Source organism: Rhodococcus sp. As11 (genome assembly GCF_048957735.1).
Classification (GTDB): Bacteria; Actinomycetota; Actinomycetes; order Mycobacteriales; family Mycobacteriaceae; genus Rhodococcus; species Rhodococcus gordoniae.
Genome location: NZ_JARDJE010000025.1, coordinates 45,614 through 61,010 on the forward strand (window position 1 = coordinate 45,614; position 15,397 = coordinate 61,010).

The window sequence follows — 15,397 nt, forward strand, 5'->3', positions numbered from 1 at the left end:
GGACCGGAACGACGAACGGCCGCGAGCCCCGGTGAGGGAGCTCGCGGCCGTGTCTCGTCGTGACCGTCAGATCTCGACCGGGTAGGCCGGTTCCTGGATCTGCGGCACGATGCGCTTCTCCACGAAGATCCCGTGCCAGACCATGAAACACAGCACCGTCCAGAGGCGTCGACTGTGATCGATCGGGCCGGTCCGGTGCTCGTCGAGCATCTTCGCGACGGCAGCCTTGTCGAGCAGATGGTCGGTCTGCGACTCGGCGATCACCTCGTGCGCCCAGTCGAACAGCTCCGTGCCGGCGAGCCAGTGCCGCAGGGGCACCGGGAAGCCCAGCTTCGCGCGGTGCAGCACATGCGGCGGGACGATGCCCTCCAATGCCTGCCTCAACGCGTACTTCGTCGTCTGTTTCGTAATCTTCTGTTCCAACGGCACCTGCGAGGCCACCCGGAACACCTCGGAGTCCAGGAACGGCACACGCAGCTCGAGCGAGTTGGCCATCGTCATCTTGTCGGCCTTGACGAGGATGTCGCCGCGCAGCCAGGTGAACAGATCGAGATGCTGCATCCGGGCCACCGGATCCCAGCCGCTCGACTGCGCGTAGATCGGCGCCGTGACGTCCTGGTGGGTCCACTCGGGACGGAACTCGCGCAGCACCGCCCGCAGCTGCGCGTCGTTGAAGCTGCGGGCGTTGCCGTAGTAGCGCTCCTCGAGCGTCATCGAGCCGCGGTGCAGCAGGCTCTTGCCGCGGGTGCCCTCCGGAATCCGCTCCGACAGCTGCCCGGCAGCCCGGCGCAGCGCGGGCGGGAGGAACTCGAACGGCCGCAGCGACAGCGGCTCGCGGTAGATGGTGTAGCCGCCGAACAGCTCGTCGGCGCCCTCACCGGACAACACGACCTTGACGTGCTTGCGGGCTTCGCGGGCGATGAACCACAGCGGGACGAGCGCGGGGTCGGCCACCGGGTCGTCGAGATACCAGATGATCTCCGGGATCGCCGCGGCGAACTCACTGGGGGAGACGACCCGCACCACGTGCCGGGCGCCGATCGCGGCGGCCGATTCGGCCGCGACGTCGACCTCGGAGTAGCCCTCCCGCTCGAAACCCGCGGTGAAGGTGATGAGTTTCGGGTTGTGGCGCATCGCCAGCGCGGCGATGGCCGTGGAGTCGATGCCGCCCGAGAGGAACGACCCGACGGTGACGTCGGCGCGCATGTGCTTGGCGACCGAGTCCTCGAGGGCCTCGGCGATCTCACGGTAGCGATCCTGCTCTCGGCCGGCGGCGAACGGCCGGACCGGGAAGGTCGGGTGGAAGTACCGCGTGATCTCCGGTTCGGCGCCGGGTGTGAGGCGCGCGTAGCAGCCCGACTCCAGGCGGCGGATCCGCCGGTGCAGCGTCTCGGGCTCGGGAACGTACTGCAGCACCGTGTAGTGCTCGATCGCCCGGGGATCGAGCTCGGTATCGATGCCGATCACGTCGGCGAGTTCGAGCAGGCTCTTCTTCTCGCTGCCGAAGGCGGTGCCGCCGGTGCCGGTCGCGAGGAACAGCGGCTTGATGCCGAACGGATCGCGGGCGACGAACAACTCGCGGGTGTGCGTGTCCCAGATCGCGAAGGCGAACATGCCCCGCAGGCGCTGGACCGCGCGAACACCCCAGTGGTGGTAGGCCGCGACGATCGTCTCGCTGTCGCCTTCGGTCGCGAAGGCGGTACCGAACGTCTCGGTGAGCTCCTTGCGCAGTTCGAGATAGTTGTAGATCTCACCGTTGAAGGTCAGCGCGTAGCGGTCCGGCTGCTCCGGCGGGCCCCAGCGCAGCGGCTGGTGCGAGTGCGCGATGTCGATGATCGACAGGCGGTTGAATCCGAAGACGAGGTCGGCGTCGTGCCAGGTGCCGTGCTCGTCCGGGCCGCGATGGCGCAGACAGTGCATCGCGGCGTCCACCTTCGCGACGGCCTCGTCGCTGGTGCCCTCAGTGGTCAGAAACCCGAGCAATCCGCACACGCGTGGGTTACCTCATTCCGGTCGGGGTGTCGCGATGAACCCCGGTGGGTGCCCAGCGCGAGACACCTCACCGCGCATGACACCGGGAACTACCACTCGGGGTCCGGCGTTGGTTCTATCGAAGTATGCCGCAGACGGCCGATGCCGGGCAGCCGCGCCCGGTTGCCACCGACGACCGGCCGGCCCACAAGAGAAAACCGACGTCACGAGCCGGGTCTTGCGGTCGAAACGCCCACCCCGACACTTTCTTCGTGCCCCGGCGATGGATAGCGCCCGGGTTTGGTCTACGCTGCGTAGTAATTGGGCCGGCCCTCCGGGTGTGCCCTAGTGGAATTGCGGCGATCAGGAAGGCGTGAACGTGGCGCAAGGTCGGATCCTTCGGCGGTTCGGGCTCGCAGCATCACTCGGCATTGCAGCCTTGGTGCTGACCGGGTGCTCGAGCGAAGAAATCCTTCGTTTCGGCTGGCCGGAGGGCATCACTCCTCAGGCCGAGCGTATGCGTGAACTGTGGACGTGGTCGGTTGTCGCCGCCCTCGTCATGGGAATTCTCGTGTGGGCACTCACCTTCTGGGTGATCATCGCCTACCGGCGTCGGAAGGACGACCCGGAGTTCCCGCGTCAGACGGCATACAACGTGCCTCTGGAACTGGCTTACACCGCGGCGCCGTTCGTCGCCGTGTGTGTGCTCTTCTACTTCACGGTCGTGGTCCAGAACTACGTCCTGGAGAAGGAGGACAACCCGAACGTCGTCGTCGACGTGACGGCGTTCCAGTGGAACTGGAAGTTCGGTTACCGGACGATCGATCTGCAGGACGGCACGGCCCCCTACAACGGCATCGACGAGGTCGCCGAGGAGGCGGTCGCACAGGAGCCGTTCGACCCGTCCACCGCGCACGGTGAATCGGGTGGGGAGCACGAGGCTCCGGGCCCGATCCACGGCAAGCCCACTGAGGATCTGTCCTACCTGCACTACGACAAGATCGAGACGATCGGCACCAGCGAAGAGATTCCGGTGCTCGTTCTTCCCACCGGCAAGCGCATCGAGTTCCAGCTGGCGTCCTCCGACGTCATCCATTCCTTCTGGGTGCCGGAGTTCCTGTTCAAGCGTGACGTGAACCCGAACCCGATCGAGAACAACTCCGATCCGGTCTTCCAGATCTCCGAGATCGATCGTGAGGGCTCGTTCGTCGGCCGCTGCGCCGAGATGTGCGGCACCTACCACGCGATGATGAACTTCGAGGTCCGCGCGGTCAGCCCGGAGGACTTCGCCCGGTACATCGAGCTCCGCAAGCCGGTCGAGGACGGCGGCGAAGGCCTGTCGAACGCTCGTGCGCTCGAAGCCATCGGCCAGAGCCCGATCGCTACCTCGACGACTCCGTTCAAGACCGACCGCACGGACCGGTCGGCGACCGTCGCCGCAGGCGAGTGACGGCCACCTCCACCGACAAGGACAAGTGCTGATATGAAGATCGAAGCCAAGCTCTTCGAGGTCGTGACGGTGTTCTTCGTGCTCGTCGCCATCGTGTACGGCACGTTCACCGGGCTGTCGGACAAGGGCATCGAATGGGCCGGCCTGACGGCCATCGTCCTCTCCGCCGGACTGACCCTGATCGTCGGAACCTACTTCCGTTTCGTCGCACGTCGTCTCGACACCCGTCCCGAGGACTACGAGGACGCGGAGATCAGCGACGGTGCGGGCGACCTCGGTTTCTTCAGTGCGGGTAGCTACTGGCCGATCCTGCTCGCCGGTGCGGCAGCTTTCGCCGCCATCGCGCTGGCCTTCTACCAGCCGTGGATGATCGTCCTCGCAGTCGCACTGATCATCGCCGCAGCCGCCGGGCTGGTGTTCGAGTACCACATCGGACCCGAGAAGCACTGAGCCGACTCTCTCGACGCACACGGGCGCCGCACCTTCGGGTGCGGCGCCCGTGGCGTTTCCGGGAGCTGTCACATTTCCGGGTCCTGGCGGCCGGGTGGGCCCGACGGCGGTCAGCGGGTGGCGAGGATGACACTCGCGGTCGCCGCGACGGTCCGATCCGGGTCGGTGGTCAGGACCACGAGAGCGTCGCGGGCAGCCGAGCCCGGGATCTCCGCGAGTGCCTGCGTCAGGCGCAGGCGTACCCGAGCGTCGTCCGCCCCGTCGAGCCCCTGCTGCACGGAACGCACGATCTCCGCGGAGAGGGCCGGCCGATCCGCGAGCCGGCCCAGCACTTCGGCGGCCTCGACGTCCGACCGGCCCTCCACGATCATGTCCACGAGGACGGGGACGGTCGCGTCCACACCCCGCGCCCCGAGAGTCAGAGCCACCATGGCGCGGGCCTTCGCATCATCGTCGCCGAGAGCCTCTTCGAGCAGCGTCGTGGACTCGGGCACACGGAGCTCCGCCAGGGCTGCGATCGCCCGGCGCCGCACCGGTGCCTCGTCCGACCGCAGCCCCGTCGCCAATCCGGGAAGTGCAGCCTCCACCGCGTCCGCGGCTCGGGCGAGCGACCAGCGCAACGCCCCCGCGACGAACGGGTCCTCCTCCGACAGGACCGCTTCGACCAGCGAGGCGACGGGCAATGTCGCGTCCTGGCTCTGGGACAGGATCGCTTGCTGCCGGCGGGATCCGGAGTCGGATTCGAACGCGCGGAGCAAGGCGACGAGACGCAGGACGTCGTCCCACCCTGTAGGGGAGGCCGAGTCGACATCGTCGAGACGGGCGAGCAACTCTGTCTCGGCGGCAATCCGCTCCCGCGTGTGCCGGATCAGCTCCTGCATCAACTCGGCGGGAGCGAAGTCCGGTTCCCGCAACGCGCGTCCGACCTCGTTCAGCGACAGACCGAGGCTTCGGAGACTCTCCACGTGGAACAGCGTCCGGAGGTCGTCCTCGGTGTACTCGCGGTAACCGCCCGACGTGCGGCCCGTCGGAGTCACGAGGCCCAGGCGGTCGTAGTGGCGCAGCATGCGGCTGCTGACGCCGGACCTTCGCGAGACCTCACCGATCAGCATCGTGTCACTCCCGGATCCCGTCCGCGCCGAGCGCGGCGACCCGCTTCGCGGTCTTCAGCGAGAGGACGAACGCGCTGTCGGGATCCACACGGATCCGCTCGGTGGCCTCGGCGTGGGCGCGGACACGAGGATCGGGACTGCCCATCGCCGTGGCCAGCACCGGCACGGCAGCCTCGTCGAGCGCCGCGAGAGCGCGGCCGAGGCTGAGCTGCAGGTCGTGGTCGCCTCGGCCCAGTTGGGCGCCGAGAGCGGCAGCGAGGCCGCTTTCCGCCCCTGGCGGGACGAGTGCGACTGCTGCCCGCCATGCGCCGCGAGCCACCTCGTCGTGCTCGTCCTGGACCATGCGCGCCACTGCCGGCCACGCAACCGGGTCGCCGATCTTCGACAAGGTGTGCAGGGCCTGGCTGCGCGCCTGCGTGGTGTCCGACCGGAGTTCGGCGAGTAGTCGCGGCACGGTCACCTCGACGGGCAGGCGGCACAGTGCCCAGGTCAGCATGTCGCGGACGAAGAAGTCCGGCTCCACCGCACACCGCTCGACGAGCGCCGTCACGGTACGAGGATCGGCCGCGGTGCCCAGCTCGAGTGCTGCGCGCAGTCGTACGGTGGCGTCCTCGGCGGCCAGGGCGCCGGCCGGGACGCGAACGAACGGGTCGTGATGTGTGCTCATGGAAGGCACCTCCTTCGCCGACCCATTCGAGCGCTTGTCACAGTGTCAAGGTCAAGACGTACGTCCCGGACGATATCCGGCGGGGGAGGGGAGAACCGCCTCCGCCTCCGAATGTTCCGGAACGACGAGCGGGGCCCCGGACCGTGAAGGTCCGGGGCCCCGTCGGGTTACGAGCCGCTGGTGCGGATCAGTGCGACTTGTCGGGCAGCTGGGCTGCGCCGTCGCCGTTTCCGTGCACGCGCTCCTGGTACTCGCGGAGCGTGTTCCGGAGCTCGAGCTCTGCCTCGTGGTGGGCGGCCTCGAGCGCGGCCGCTTCGTCGGCCGGGTCGGGGCTCCACCAGCTGCCGGCACCGGGCTTGCCGGCACTGCCGAGGCGGTTCATACGCTTCGGGATCGCGGCACCCTGGTACTCGAGCGGGACCGGGTGGCCGTGCTCGTCCACCGGGCCGAGCGGCTGGTGGATCTCGATGTACTCGCCGGTCGGCAGTCGACGGACGATGCCCGTCTCGATGCCGTGCTCGAGCACCTGGCGGTCGCTGCGCTGCAGACCCAGGCAGAACCGGTACGCGATGTAGTAGGCGAGCGGCGGGAGCAGGACGAGACCGATACGGCCCATCCAGGTCGTCGCGTTGATCGAGATGTCGAACTTGTACGCGATGATGTCGTTGACGCACATGATCGTGGCGACGGCGTAGAACGCCAGGGCCATGAACCCGAGCCCGGTACGGACCGGCACGTCGCGCGGACGCTGCAGCAGGTTGTGGTGCGCGTCGTCCTTCGTGAACTTCTTCTCGATCCACGGGTAGACCGTGAGAACGACGAACACGAGGCCCATGATCAACGCGATCCAGAACGGCTGCGGGATCGTGTACCGGTTGAACAGGTACAGCTCCCAGGCCGGCCAGATACGCGCCATGCCGTCCGTCCACATCATGTAGATGTCGGGCTGGGACCCGGCGGAGACCTGCGACGGGTTGTACGGGCCGATGTTCCAGACCGGGTTGATCTGCAGCAGGCCGGACATCAGGGCGAGGACCGCGAAGGTCATCGCGAAGAACGCACCCGACTTGACGGCGAAGACCGGGAGGATACGAACACCCACGACGTTCTGCTCCGTGCGGCCGGGGCCGGGGAACTGCGTGTGCTTCTGGTACCAGACCAGCGCGAGGTGCGCGGCGATCAGGGCCAGGATGATGCCCGGGACGAGCAGCACGTGCAGCACGTAGAAGCGCGGGATGATCAGCTCACCCGGGAAGTCGCCACCGAAGATCGCCCAGTGCATCCACGAGCCGATGATCGGGATCGACAGCGTGATGCCGGAGAACGCGGCGCGGAGGCCGGTACCGGAGAGCAGGTCGTCGGGAAGCGAGTAGCCGAAGAAGCCCTCGAACATCGCCAGGATGAGCAGCAGGGAGCCGATCACCCAGTTGGCTTCGCGCGGGCGCCGGAATGCACCGGTGAAGAACACGCGGAGCAGGTGGACGACGATCGACGCGGCGAACATCAGGGCTGCCCAGTGGTGGATCTGTCGCACGAACAGACCACCGCGGACCTCGAAGGAGAGGTTCAGGGTCGTCTCGTAGGCACGGGACATACCCACACCGCGCAGCGGCGTGTAGACACCGTCGTAGACGACGTGCGCCATCGACGGATCGAAGAACAGGGTCAGGAAGACACCGGAGATCAACAGGATGATGAAGCTGTAGAGCGCGATCTCACCCAGGAGGAAGGACCAGTGGGTGGGGAACACCTTGTTGATCTGGCGGCGGATGCCGGCGGACAGATGGTAGCGAGAATCGAGATTCTCGCCGATCTGTGCGGCGCGGGACGGGGTTGCAGTACTCACGGGCGACGCTCCCAGAATGCCGGACCGAGTGCCTCGATGAAGTCGCCGTTGGCGACCAGGAAGCCCTCTTCGTTCACTGTAATCGGAAGCTGCGGCAGTGCGCGAGCAGCGGGACCGAAAATCGGCTTGCCGTACTCCAGTGCATCGAACTGCGACTGATGGCACGGGCACAGGATGCGGTGCGTCTGCTGCTCGTAGAGCGAGGTCGGGCAGCCGAGGTGCGTGCAGATCTTCGAGTACGCGAAGTAGTCGCCGTAGTTGAAGCTCTCCTGGCCCTTGCGCTTGACGACACGCTCGGTGTCCTCGGTGCGCAGACGGATGAGCATGACGGCGTTGCGGATGCCGCGCAGGCTCTGCAGCAGGGCGTGATCGTCTCCTCGATCGGACTCGCGGAACGGGAAGACCGTCTCCATGCCGCCGGCGTCGAGGTCCTCCGGGCGCACGAGGACGATGTCCTGGGGACGGCCGGTGTCACGACGCAGGTAGATCGTCTCGCCGGGGTAGCGCGGGGTCCAGCCAGACACCCACAGCGACGACTCGTCGCCCTCGGCCCACGGGTTCTTGATCAGGCCGCCGAGCGGCATGATCAGGCCCAGGCCGAGCGCGCCGCCACCGAAGATGGCAGTGCGCTTGATCAGCTTGCGACGCGGCAGGGTCGACGTGTCGAGCGAATCGGAGAGCTCGGCGACGATCGTCTTGCGATCGACCTCGGAGGATCCGCCGTCGTGCCGATCCTGGATCGACACCTCTTCGGGGATGAACTTCTTGGTGAACTGCACCGCGCCGACACCGATACCGAGGATCGACAGACCGAGGGTCAGGCCGAGCATCGGGGTGTAGAGGCTGTACCAGCCGTAGTTCTTTTCGCCGATGCCCTGGTACTCCCACGGCCAGAACAGGTAGATCGCGATGAACGCGAGACCCGAGATGCCTGCGAGAGCGAACCAGAAGGCGACGTTGCGCTCGGCCCGCTTCTCGGCGCGGGTGCCCTCGACGGGCCACCGGTCCTTGCGGAACGCGACGTCGACGCCGTCGAGGTTGGTGCCGAGCGTGACGAGGTCGTCCCGGCTCATCCGGTCGAGATCGTCGACCGTGTGCTTGTTCGGCGTTTCGCCGCCACTCATGATCTTGCTCCGATCCACAGCGCAGCGCCGACGACGGCGACGATGCCGACGACCCACATGGTCGGCCCTTCGGCACCGGGGCCGAAGCCGCCGAGCCCGTAGCCACCCGGGTCCCTCGTCTCACTGGCGGACTTGATGTACGCGATGATGTCCTGCTTCTCCTCGACCGTCAGCTGACGGTCGGAGAACTTCGGCATGTTCTGGGGGCCGGTGAGCATCGCGGTGTAGATCTGCTGCTCGCTGGCCGGATCCAGGTTCGGTGCGAACTTGCCGGACGACAGCGCGCCGCCGCGTCCGGTGAAGTTGTGGCACGACGCGCAGTTCTGGCGGAAGAGCTCCGAACCGCGTCCGATGTCGTTGCCGCGCAGCGACGACTGGGCGATCTCGCCGTTCTCGTCGCGGATGACCGTCGGGCCTCCACCGTTGGCCTGGATGTACGCGCCGAGCGCGTCGGTCTGCGCGGCGTCGAACTTCGGGTCCTTGCGCAGGGCCTGGGCCTCGTTGCGCATCATCGGCATGCGGCCCGAGGACACCTGGAAGTAGACGGCGGCCTCGCCGACACCGATGAGGGTGGGACCGCGGTCCTGGACACCCTGGAGGTTGACGCCGTGGCAGGTCACGCAGGAGGTCTCGTAGAGCTGCTGACCCTCGCGGATCAGAGCGCTCCGGTCGTCCTGCGCCGTGGCCACCTGCGGGGCAGGCGTCAGCGCGGAGGCGATGAAGCCTGCGCTGAGGAGACCGAGCGCGAGGACCAACGCTCCGGTGACGCGCCGGCGCATCTTGCGCTGGCGGCGGGACTTCGCAGCATCGGCTGCAGAGGATCGACCGGGCATGTCACCCTCGGAGGCGAGAGGTGGGGATGAACTCATCTGTATCCCTTTTTTTATGTCGGGACGGACTGGACGTCAGGGGGCTGCCTGGGCGTTCAGCTGGCTAACGGATGAAATAAATCGTGGCAAACAGCGCGATCCAAACGATGTCGACGAAGTGCCAGTAATACGAAACGACGATGGCTGCAGTGGCCTGTGCAGGCGTGAACTTGCTGACCTTCGTGCGGAACAACAGGAACACGAATGCGATCAGGCCGCCGATGACGTGCAGGCCGTGGAAGCCGGTGGTCATGTAGAACACCGAGCCGTACACGCTGCCCGGGATGGTCGTGCCGTCCTTCACCAGGGTGATGTACTCGTAGCCCTGGCCGAGCACGAAGAAGGTGCCCATGGCGAGGGTGACGATGTACCACCGTCGCAGGCCGAAGACATCGCCGCGCTCGGCGGCGAAGACGCCCAGCTGGCAGGTGAAGGAGGAAGCGATCAGCACCGCGGTGATCGGTACCGCCAACCACAGGTTCAAGTGGGTGGGCGGGGGCGGCCACATGCCCTCCGGGGCCTGTGCCCGGGCCACGAAGTACATGGCGAAGAGCCCTGCGAAAAACATGAGCTCACTGGACAACCACACGATGGTGCCGACGCTGACCAGGTTGGGCCGGTTCAACGAGTGCACGCGCTGTGTGATTGCAGATCCTGAAGTCCCTACTGCGCTCGTCACGCTGGCTAGTATGACCCGTCGTAGTACGTCTTGGGCAATCGGGGCCGAAATCGGCGCGTCAGTGCAGGTCTCGAACCTGAATTTCACCAGGTGGGCGCGCGGTGACAGGCACTCCGGAGGGTGCCGCACGGAGCAATTCCGAGGGTCGGGAAGGTCACGTGGGATCGTGAGTGCATGAGTACCGGAAAGGGTCTTCGGGGATGGCTGCGCTCCCTGGTGGGGCGGAGCGCCGAGCCGCTCGACGCGAACCGCGCCGACCTTGTCGTGGTCGTCTCGTCCTTCGACGACGCCGAAGCCTGTTCCACGGCGCTGGATCGCGGGGCCGGGACTAGCCCGTCGTGGCGGTCCGAGGACGAGGCCGTCCTCCGGCATCACCTGGCGTTGCCCGCGGACGCGGTGGACCGGGCCGCGGAGCTGGCCGGCCAGGACGGCTACGTCGTGGCCGGGACCGGCGACGGGGACGTCCCGCCCACGGCCGTGGACGGTGCTTCCGTGATTCTGCAGCGCGTCCAGATCCTCGACGCCCTGCACTGTGCGCAGGAGAAGTCGCGCATGGCCTCGCTCGCCCAACGGCTCGGCGGAACGGCCCTGGGGTGGGACGCCCTGCAACCGCAGGACTCCGCTGGCTAAGCTGACCGGTCGGAAGAGGGCACGCCGGTGCCCGGTGAGGAGCGAGATGCGGCGAGGGCAGGTGCGATGAACGCGACGCGAGACGCGGACGAGGTGACCCGGAACTGGCCCTCCGTGCTGGGAGCGCTCACCGCCGGACGGAACCTGTCGGCCGACGAGGCGCGATGGGCGATGAGCGAGATCTTCTCCGACAACGCCACGCCCGCCCAGATCGCAGCATTCGGTGTCGCGCTGAAGATGAAGGGCGAGACCCCCGACGAGGTGCGGGCACTCGCCGACACGATGCTCGACTACGCCCGGCTCGTTCCGGTCGACAGCGACGTCGTCGACATCGTGGGCACCGGTGGTGACCGCGCGAACACCGTCAACATCTCGACGATGGCCTCGCTCGTCGTGGCCGCGGCGGGCATCCGGGTCGTCAAGCACGGCAACCGTGCCGCCTCCTCCAAGAGCGGAGGCGCCGACGTGCTCGAGGCTCTCGGCGTGCACATCGACCTGGGGCCCGACGAGGTGGCCCATTCGGTCGCCGAGGCCGGGATCGGATTCTGCTTCGCGCCGGTCTACCACCCGGCGCTGCGTTTCGCGGCCGCACCGCGCAAGCAGATCGGCATCCCGACGGTCTTCAACGTCCTCGGCCCGCTCACCAATCCGGCCCGCCCGAGCGCCGGCCTGATCGGATGCGCGTTCGAACCGCTCGTCCCGACCGTCGCCGGTGTGCTCGCGCAGCGCGGCAATTCGGCGCTCGTCGTCCGAGGCGACGACGGTCTCGACGAACTGACCACCTCCACGACCTCGCGCGTGCACGTCGTCCACGGCGGCGAGGTCCGGGTCGTGACGCTCGATCCGCGCGATCTCGGTATCGACCGGGTTCCGCTCGAGGCGCTCCGCGGAGGCGACGCCACGGAGAACGCGGCGATTGCGCGGGCGGTGCTGGCGGGGGAGGCAGGGCCGGTGCGCGATGCCGTGCTCCTCAACGCCGCCGGGGCGATCGCAGCCTTCCGGGGCGTCGACGGCGCTCTCGAGGATGCCCTCACGGCCGGGCTCGAGACGGCGGCAGAGGCGATCGACAGCGGCCGGGCCACGGCCGTCCTGGAGCAGTGGGCCGAGGTCACCACGCGGCTGGGTGCCGGTTCCGGACAGAAATGACCGGAGAAGAGTAAGGACACACGAACGCCGGGCCCGCACTGCATCGGTGCGGGCCCGTCGTCCGTCGGTGGTGCTGCGGGGTGTCAGTTCCCGATCGAGAAGCCGGCCTCGACGTCGGCGCTCGAGTACGACTGGAAGGCGATATGGGTGACGGTCTTCGTCACGCCGTCGATCTTGTTGATGCCCCGGGTGACGACATCCGCGATCTTCTCGTGGTCGCGGACGCGGACCACCGCCACGAGGTCGACGTCGCCCGCGCAGGAGTACACCGTGTCGACGCCGTCGAGGTCGGCGACCGCTTGCGCGGTCTCGGGGATACGGTTCGCCTCGGCATCGATCAGGACGATCGCGTTGATCATGGGGGTCTCCTTCAACCTTCCTCGGGGATTGCATCAGCCTAAGCGGTGGGACGAGTCGGCGGAGAGGAGCCCGCGGACCGCGCGGGCCTCGCGCGCGAGCTCGGCCCACGCACTCCATCGGCCCGCACCTCGGGTCGGCTCGCACCAGCCCCGGCTCGCACGGACGATGCGGGTGCCCTCACCGTCGAGCCATCGCGCGACCAGACCGATCTCCTCCGGGGACGCGCCGCGCAGCGGTCCCGGTGACGGCCGCACCGTCTCGGCACCGGCGACGATCGCCTCCACGACGGGCATCGGACGTACGCCGCGCGGCGCCACGCCGGCGGATGCTAGCCGGCCTGCGCGGATCACGGCGAACTCCCACCCGCCCTCGGCGCGCGGACGCGCGGCGACGAGTTCGTCGACGGCCGCCAGCGAAGCCAGGCGTTGGGTGCGCCGCAGCGCGACGAGGGCGGCGGCGAGCCGGTCGCGCAGCCGGGCGGCATTCTCGAACAGCTGGTCGCGTACGAGGGTGTCGAGGTGCTCGTGCATCGCCTCGACGGCATCGTCGGCGAGGCCGCGGACGACCGCGCGCACGCCCTCGACCTGGGTTGCATAGGCGGAGGCGTCCTGGACCCCGAAGCGCGCCGCTGCGCAGCCCCCGACGGCGACGGGCGGGCAACGGTCGCCGTGACGGGCCGTGCGGCCGATCCTGCGTGTGCACGTGCGCAGACCACACATCTGCGCGAGCAGCGCCGCGACGTCCGCGGCGTCGGCGCGTACCGAGAACGGGCCGATCGCGTCGGGTCCGGGAGTGCGGCTCACAGCGAGGCGCGGAAACGCCTCGTCGGTGAGGATGATCCACCAGCCGCGCATCGGATACTTCGACCGGCGGTTGTACGGAGGGGTGTGTGCGGCGATCAGCCGCAGTTCGCGGACGCCGGCCTCGAGCCCGTGGGCGCATTCGACATGATCGATGCGAGTGGTGAGCGCGACCATCTCCCGCAGCCGCGGCCGCGTCTCGGAGCCCGTGAAATAGGTACGGACGCGCCGGTGCAGGTCGACCGCCGTGCCGACGTACAACACCTCGTCGGACGGCCCCCGGAACATGTAGACACCGGGCTTGCGTGGAAGGTGTGCGGCGAGTGCGCGTTTGGCCCGTTGCTCGGCGGTGACCACCGGCATGTAGTCGCGCAGCTCGGTGAGGCTGTGGACCCCCTGGTTGCCGACTCGTTCGATGAGGGCGTGCAGCACGTCCACGGTGGCCCGTGCGTCGTCGAGCGCGCGGTGGGTGGGCACGGTGGAGACCCTGAACAGCTCGGCCAACGCGGAGAGCTTCACCGACGGCGCCTCGTCGCGCCCGAGGACGCGACGGGCCAGCTTGACGGTGCACAGCACCTGGAAGCGGGGCCATGCCAGCCGGCACCGGGCGGCAGCCGCCTGGAGAAATCCGACGTCGAAACCGGCGTTGTGCGCGACGAGCACCGATCCGGACGCGAACTCGAGGAAGGCGGGCAGCACCTCCTCGATCCTGGGGGCCGCGTAGACCATCGCAGTGGTGATGCCGGTGAGTTGCACGATGTACGGAGGAATGGGACGCCCGGGATCGACGAGGGTCGCGAACTCGCCGAGCACCTCGCCGGCACGGATCTTCACCGCACCGATCTCGGTGATGGCGTCCTCGGCTGCCTTCCCGCCGGTCGTCTCGAGGTCGACGACGACGAAGGTGGTGTCGCGCAGGGGTGTGTCGAGCTCGTCGAAACCCAGTTGCACGCCGAGGGCCGATGGTTGCGGCGAGGTCATGCGGCGAGCCTAGGAAGCGACACCGACAACCCACCGGGCGGGCTCCCGAACCCTCACGAGACGAGGATCACACCCTTTTTCTGCCGTCGCGAGAATCGGACGAAGCCCCCGAAAACAGACCGATCGGCCTGCGGGAGAAGCAACCCGGCGAATCGGACGGTCCGTTCCGGCCGGCCTCTCCGGGTAGCGGTGTCCTGACCTGCTTCTTCCGGAGTGGACCCGGACGAATCGGGTAGTGACGTCCTCGGGATGAAAGAGGGCCGGGCAGTGCTCGTTACCGCGCCGTTATCGGACCGTCGCCCTACGGCAGTGTTCTCCCAGGAATCGGTCGAAGCGGTCGGGTGGCGCGGCGGGGCGGTCGACTTCACCGATGCCGTTTCGTAATCTTTTCGAGACCGAGCGGAGAGTTTTCCGCCCCACCCCCGGGTCGGAGCCGCACGGTTACCGCCTAATCGCCCTTCCCCGGCTTCGGGAGTGGCGAGCCGGGGACCCACGTAGTTCTTGGGGTGAATCTCCTCCGCCCGTCGCGGCGAGGAGTAGGGCTGATCTTCCGGCCCGAACCCGTCAGCTAACTCGGTCGGCGGGTGAACGGAAGAAACGGAGAACGTCCCCTCGTGGTTTCGAACAACAGCAAGCGCACCGTCCGGCGCGCCCTTGTCGCCGGTGCCATTGCTCTCGGAGCAGTCACCGTCTCGGCCGGCCCGGCGATGGCCGAGCCCATCAACATTCCCGGTGTCGGAACGTTCGACCTCCCGGCCGGTGTGACCGTGCCGCCGGAGATCGCCAACCTCGTTCCGCCGGCCGCCGAGGGTGCCCCCGCGCCTCAGGCCGCTGCCTTCACCGCCCCCCTCGGCTCCGTCGGACAGCGTGCAGCCGACGCTGCGCAGTCGAAGATCGGCGCCCCCTACGTCTACGGCGCTGCCGGACCGAGCTCCTTCGACTGCTCGGGTCTCGTGCAGTGGGCCTTCAAGCAGGCCGGCCTCAGCGTCCCGCGCACCAGCTACGAGCAGGCGTCCGCCGGTACCCCCATCGATGTCGCGGCTCTCCAGCCCGGCGACGTCGTGTCGTTCTACGGCGGCAGCCACACCGGCATCTACATCGGCGGCGGCAACATCGTGCACGCCTCCACCTCCAGCCAGCCGGTGAAGATCGCGCCGCTGAACTCGATGCCCGTCGACGGAGCGCGTCGCTTCTGACGGCACGTCGCCTCCGATCGGACGGCGTTTCCCGCCTCCGCTCCGACGCATCATCTCCGAGAAGGGGGGGGGGGGGGCCCACCCGCCCCCCCCCCGGCGGGGGGGGGGGGGGGGGG

Annotated in this window: 14 protein-coding genes and 1 riboswitch; of the genes, 5 read left to right on the plus strand and 9 right to left on the minus strand. The window is 68.2% G+C overall.

Annotation, left to right across the window (positions count from 1 at the left end; genetic code table 11):
• Positions 1 to 66 precede the first annotated feature (66 nt).
• Complete coding sequence (gene asnB / locus PV766_RS21695; protein ID WP_421097859.1) at positions 67 to 1,992, minus strand: asparagine synthase (glutamine-hydrolyzing); 1,926 nt, start codon at positions 1,990 to 1,992, stop codon at positions 67 to 69.
• A gap of 352 nt (positions 1,993 to 2,344) precedes the next feature.
• On the opposite strand from asnB, the gene PV766_RS21700 reads away from it, so the two are divergent.
• Together PV766_RS21700 and PV766_RS21705 are read left to right on the plus strand one after the other, a co-directional pair.
• Positions 2,345 to 3,421, plus strand: coding sequence for a cytochrome c oxidase subunit II (locus PV766_RS21700; protein WP_084421760.1), 1,077 nt, complete (start codon positions 2,345 to 2,347; stop codon positions 3,419 to 3,421).
• Positions 3,422 to 3,454: 33 nt separating this feature from the next.
• Positions 3,455 to 3,871, plus strand: a complete 417-nt coding sequence (locus PV766_RS21705) for a cytochrome c oxidase subunit 4 (RefSeq protein WP_106199393.1) — start codon at positions 3,455 to 3,457, stop codon at positions 3,869 to 3,871.
• 110 nt (positions 3,872 to 3,981) lie between these two features.
• On the opposite strand, the gene PV766_RS21710 is transcribed toward PV766_RS21705, so the two are convergent.
• From PV766_RS21710 to PV766_RS21735, 6 genes are all read right to left on the minus strand, one after another.
• Positions 3,982 to 4,983 (minus strand): MerR family transcriptional regulator, encoded by a 1,002-nt coding sequence (locus tag PV766_RS21710; protein WP_421097860.1) that lies wholly within the window; start codon positions 4,981 to 4,983, stop codon positions 3,982 to 3,984.
• A 4-nt stretch (positions 4,984 to 4,987) separates the two neighbouring features.
• A complete protein-coding gene (locus tag PV766_RS21715; RefSeq protein ID WP_421097861.1) occupies positions 4,988 to 5,650 on the minus strand; it encodes a HEAT repeat domain-containing protein in 663 nt (220 codons plus the stop codon).
• A gap of 187 nt (positions 5,651 to 5,837) precedes the next feature.
• Positions 5,838 to 7,496, minus strand: coding sequence for a cytochrome b (locus PV766_RS21720; RefSeq protein ID WP_064064155.1), 1,659 nt, complete (start codon positions 7,494 to 7,496; stop codon positions 5,838 to 5,840).
• On the minus strand, positions 7,493 to 8,620 hold the full coding sequence (locus tag PV766_RS21725) for a ubiquinol-cytochrome c reductase iron-sulfur subunit (protein WP_064064176.1): 1,128 nt from the start codon (positions 8,618 to 8,620) through the stop codon (positions 7,493 to 7,495). Before PV766_RS21725 ends, PV766_RS21720 begins: the two co-directional genes overlap by 4 nt.
• The gene (locus PV766_RS21730; RefSeq protein ID WP_085996974.1) at positions 8,617 to 9,453 is read right to left on the minus strand and encodes a c-type cytochrome; all 837 of its coding nucleotides are present in this window, start codon (positions 9,451 to 9,453) and stop codon (positions 8,617 to 8,619) included. The genes PV766_RS21725 and PV766_RS21730 overlap by 4 nt, the downstream gene beginning before the upstream one ends.
• 100 nt (positions 9,454 to 9,553) lie before the next feature.
• Positions 9,554 to 10,168 carry a cytochrome c oxidase subunit 3 gene (locus tag PV766_RS21735; RefSeq protein WP_026003317.1) on the minus strand — a complete coding sequence of 205 codons (615 nt, stop codon included), beginning with the start codon at positions 10,166 to 10,168 and terminating at the stop codon, positions 9,554 to 9,556.
• Between the two features lie 174 nt (positions 10,169 to 10,342).
• On the opposite strand from PV766_RS21735, the gene PV766_RS21740 reads away from it, so the two are divergent.
• A complete protein-coding gene (locus PV766_RS21740; protein ID WP_026003318.1) occupies positions 10,343 to 10,798 on the plus strand; it encodes a hypothetical protein in 456 nt (151 codons plus the stop codon).
• A gap of 66 nt (positions 10,799 to 10,864) precedes the next feature.
• Complete coding sequence (trpD, locus tag PV766_RS21745) at positions 10,865 to 11,944, plus strand: anthranilate phosphoribosyltransferase (RefSeq protein ID WP_421097862.1); 1,080 nt, start codon at positions 10,865 to 10,867, stop codon at positions 11,942 to 11,944.
• Positions 11,945 to 12,027: 83 nt separating this feature from the next.
• Here trpD and PV766_RS21750 read toward each other — a convergent pair whose 3' ends face one another.
• Entirely contained in the window at positions 12,028 to 12,303 is a 276-nt protein-coding gene (locus PV766_RS21750) for an Lrp/AsnC family transcriptional regulator (protein WP_016693842.1), read from the minus strand.
• 33 nt (positions 12,304 to 12,336) lie between these two features.
• Entirely contained in the window at positions 12,337 to 14,085 is a 1,749-nt protein-coding gene (locus tag PV766_RS21755) for a DEDD exonuclease domain-containing protein (protein ID WP_421097863.1), read from the minus strand.
• A 435-nt stretch (positions 14,086 to 14,520) separates the two neighbouring features.
• Positions 14,521 to 14,684: riboswitch (cyclic di-AMP (ydaO/yuaA leader) on the plus strand.
• A 15-nt stretch (positions 14,685 to 14,699) separates the two neighbouring features.
• Between PV766_RS21755 and PV766_RS21760 the strand changes: the two genes are divergently transcribed.
• A complete protein-coding gene (locus PV766_RS21760; RefSeq protein ID WP_016935484.1) occupies positions 14,700 to 15,281 on the plus strand; it encodes a C40 family peptidase in 582 nt (193 codons plus the stop codon).
• Positions 15,282 to 15,397: the final 116 nt, after the last annotated feature.

Excerpts from the sequence above, each read along its gene's own strand:
- PV766_RS21705 (WP_106199393.1), top strand. The coding sequence starts at position 3,455 with ATGAAGATCGAAGCCAAGCTCTTCGAGGTCGTGACGGTGTTCTTCGTG.
- PV766_RS21730 (WP_085996974.1), bottom strand. The coding sequence starts at position 9,453 with ATGCCCGGTCGATCCTCTGCAGCCGATGCTGCGAAGTCCCGCCGCCAG.
- PV766_RS21740 (WP_026003318.1), top strand. The coding sequence starts at position 10,343 with ATGAGTACCGGAAAGGGTCTTCGGGGATGGCTGCGCTCCCTGGTGGGG.
- trpD (WP_421097862.1), top strand. The coding sequence starts at position 10,865 with ATGAACGCGACGCGAGACGCGGACGAGGTGACCCGGAACTGGCCCTCC.
- PV766_RS21755 (WP_421097863.1), bottom strand. The coding sequence starts at position 14,085 with ATGACCTCGCCGCAACCATCGGCCCTCGGCGTGCAACTGGGTTTCGAC.
- PV766_RS21715 (WP_421097861.1), bottom strand. The coding sequence starts at position 5,650 with ATGAGCACACATCACGACCCGTTCGTTCGCGTCCCGGCCGGCGCCCTG.
- PV766_RS21710 (WP_421097860.1), bottom strand. The coding sequence starts at position 4,983 with ATGCTGATCGGTGAGGTCTCGCGAAGGTCCGGCGTCAGCAGCCGCATG.
- PV766_RS21725 (WP_064064176.1), bottom strand. The coding sequence starts at position 8,620 with ATGAGTGGCGGCGAAACGCCGAACAAGCACACGGTCGACGATCTCGAC.
- PV766_RS21750 (WP_016693842.1), bottom strand. The coding sequence starts at position 12,303 with ATGATCAACGCGATCGTCCTGATCGATGCCGAGGCGAACCGTATCCCC.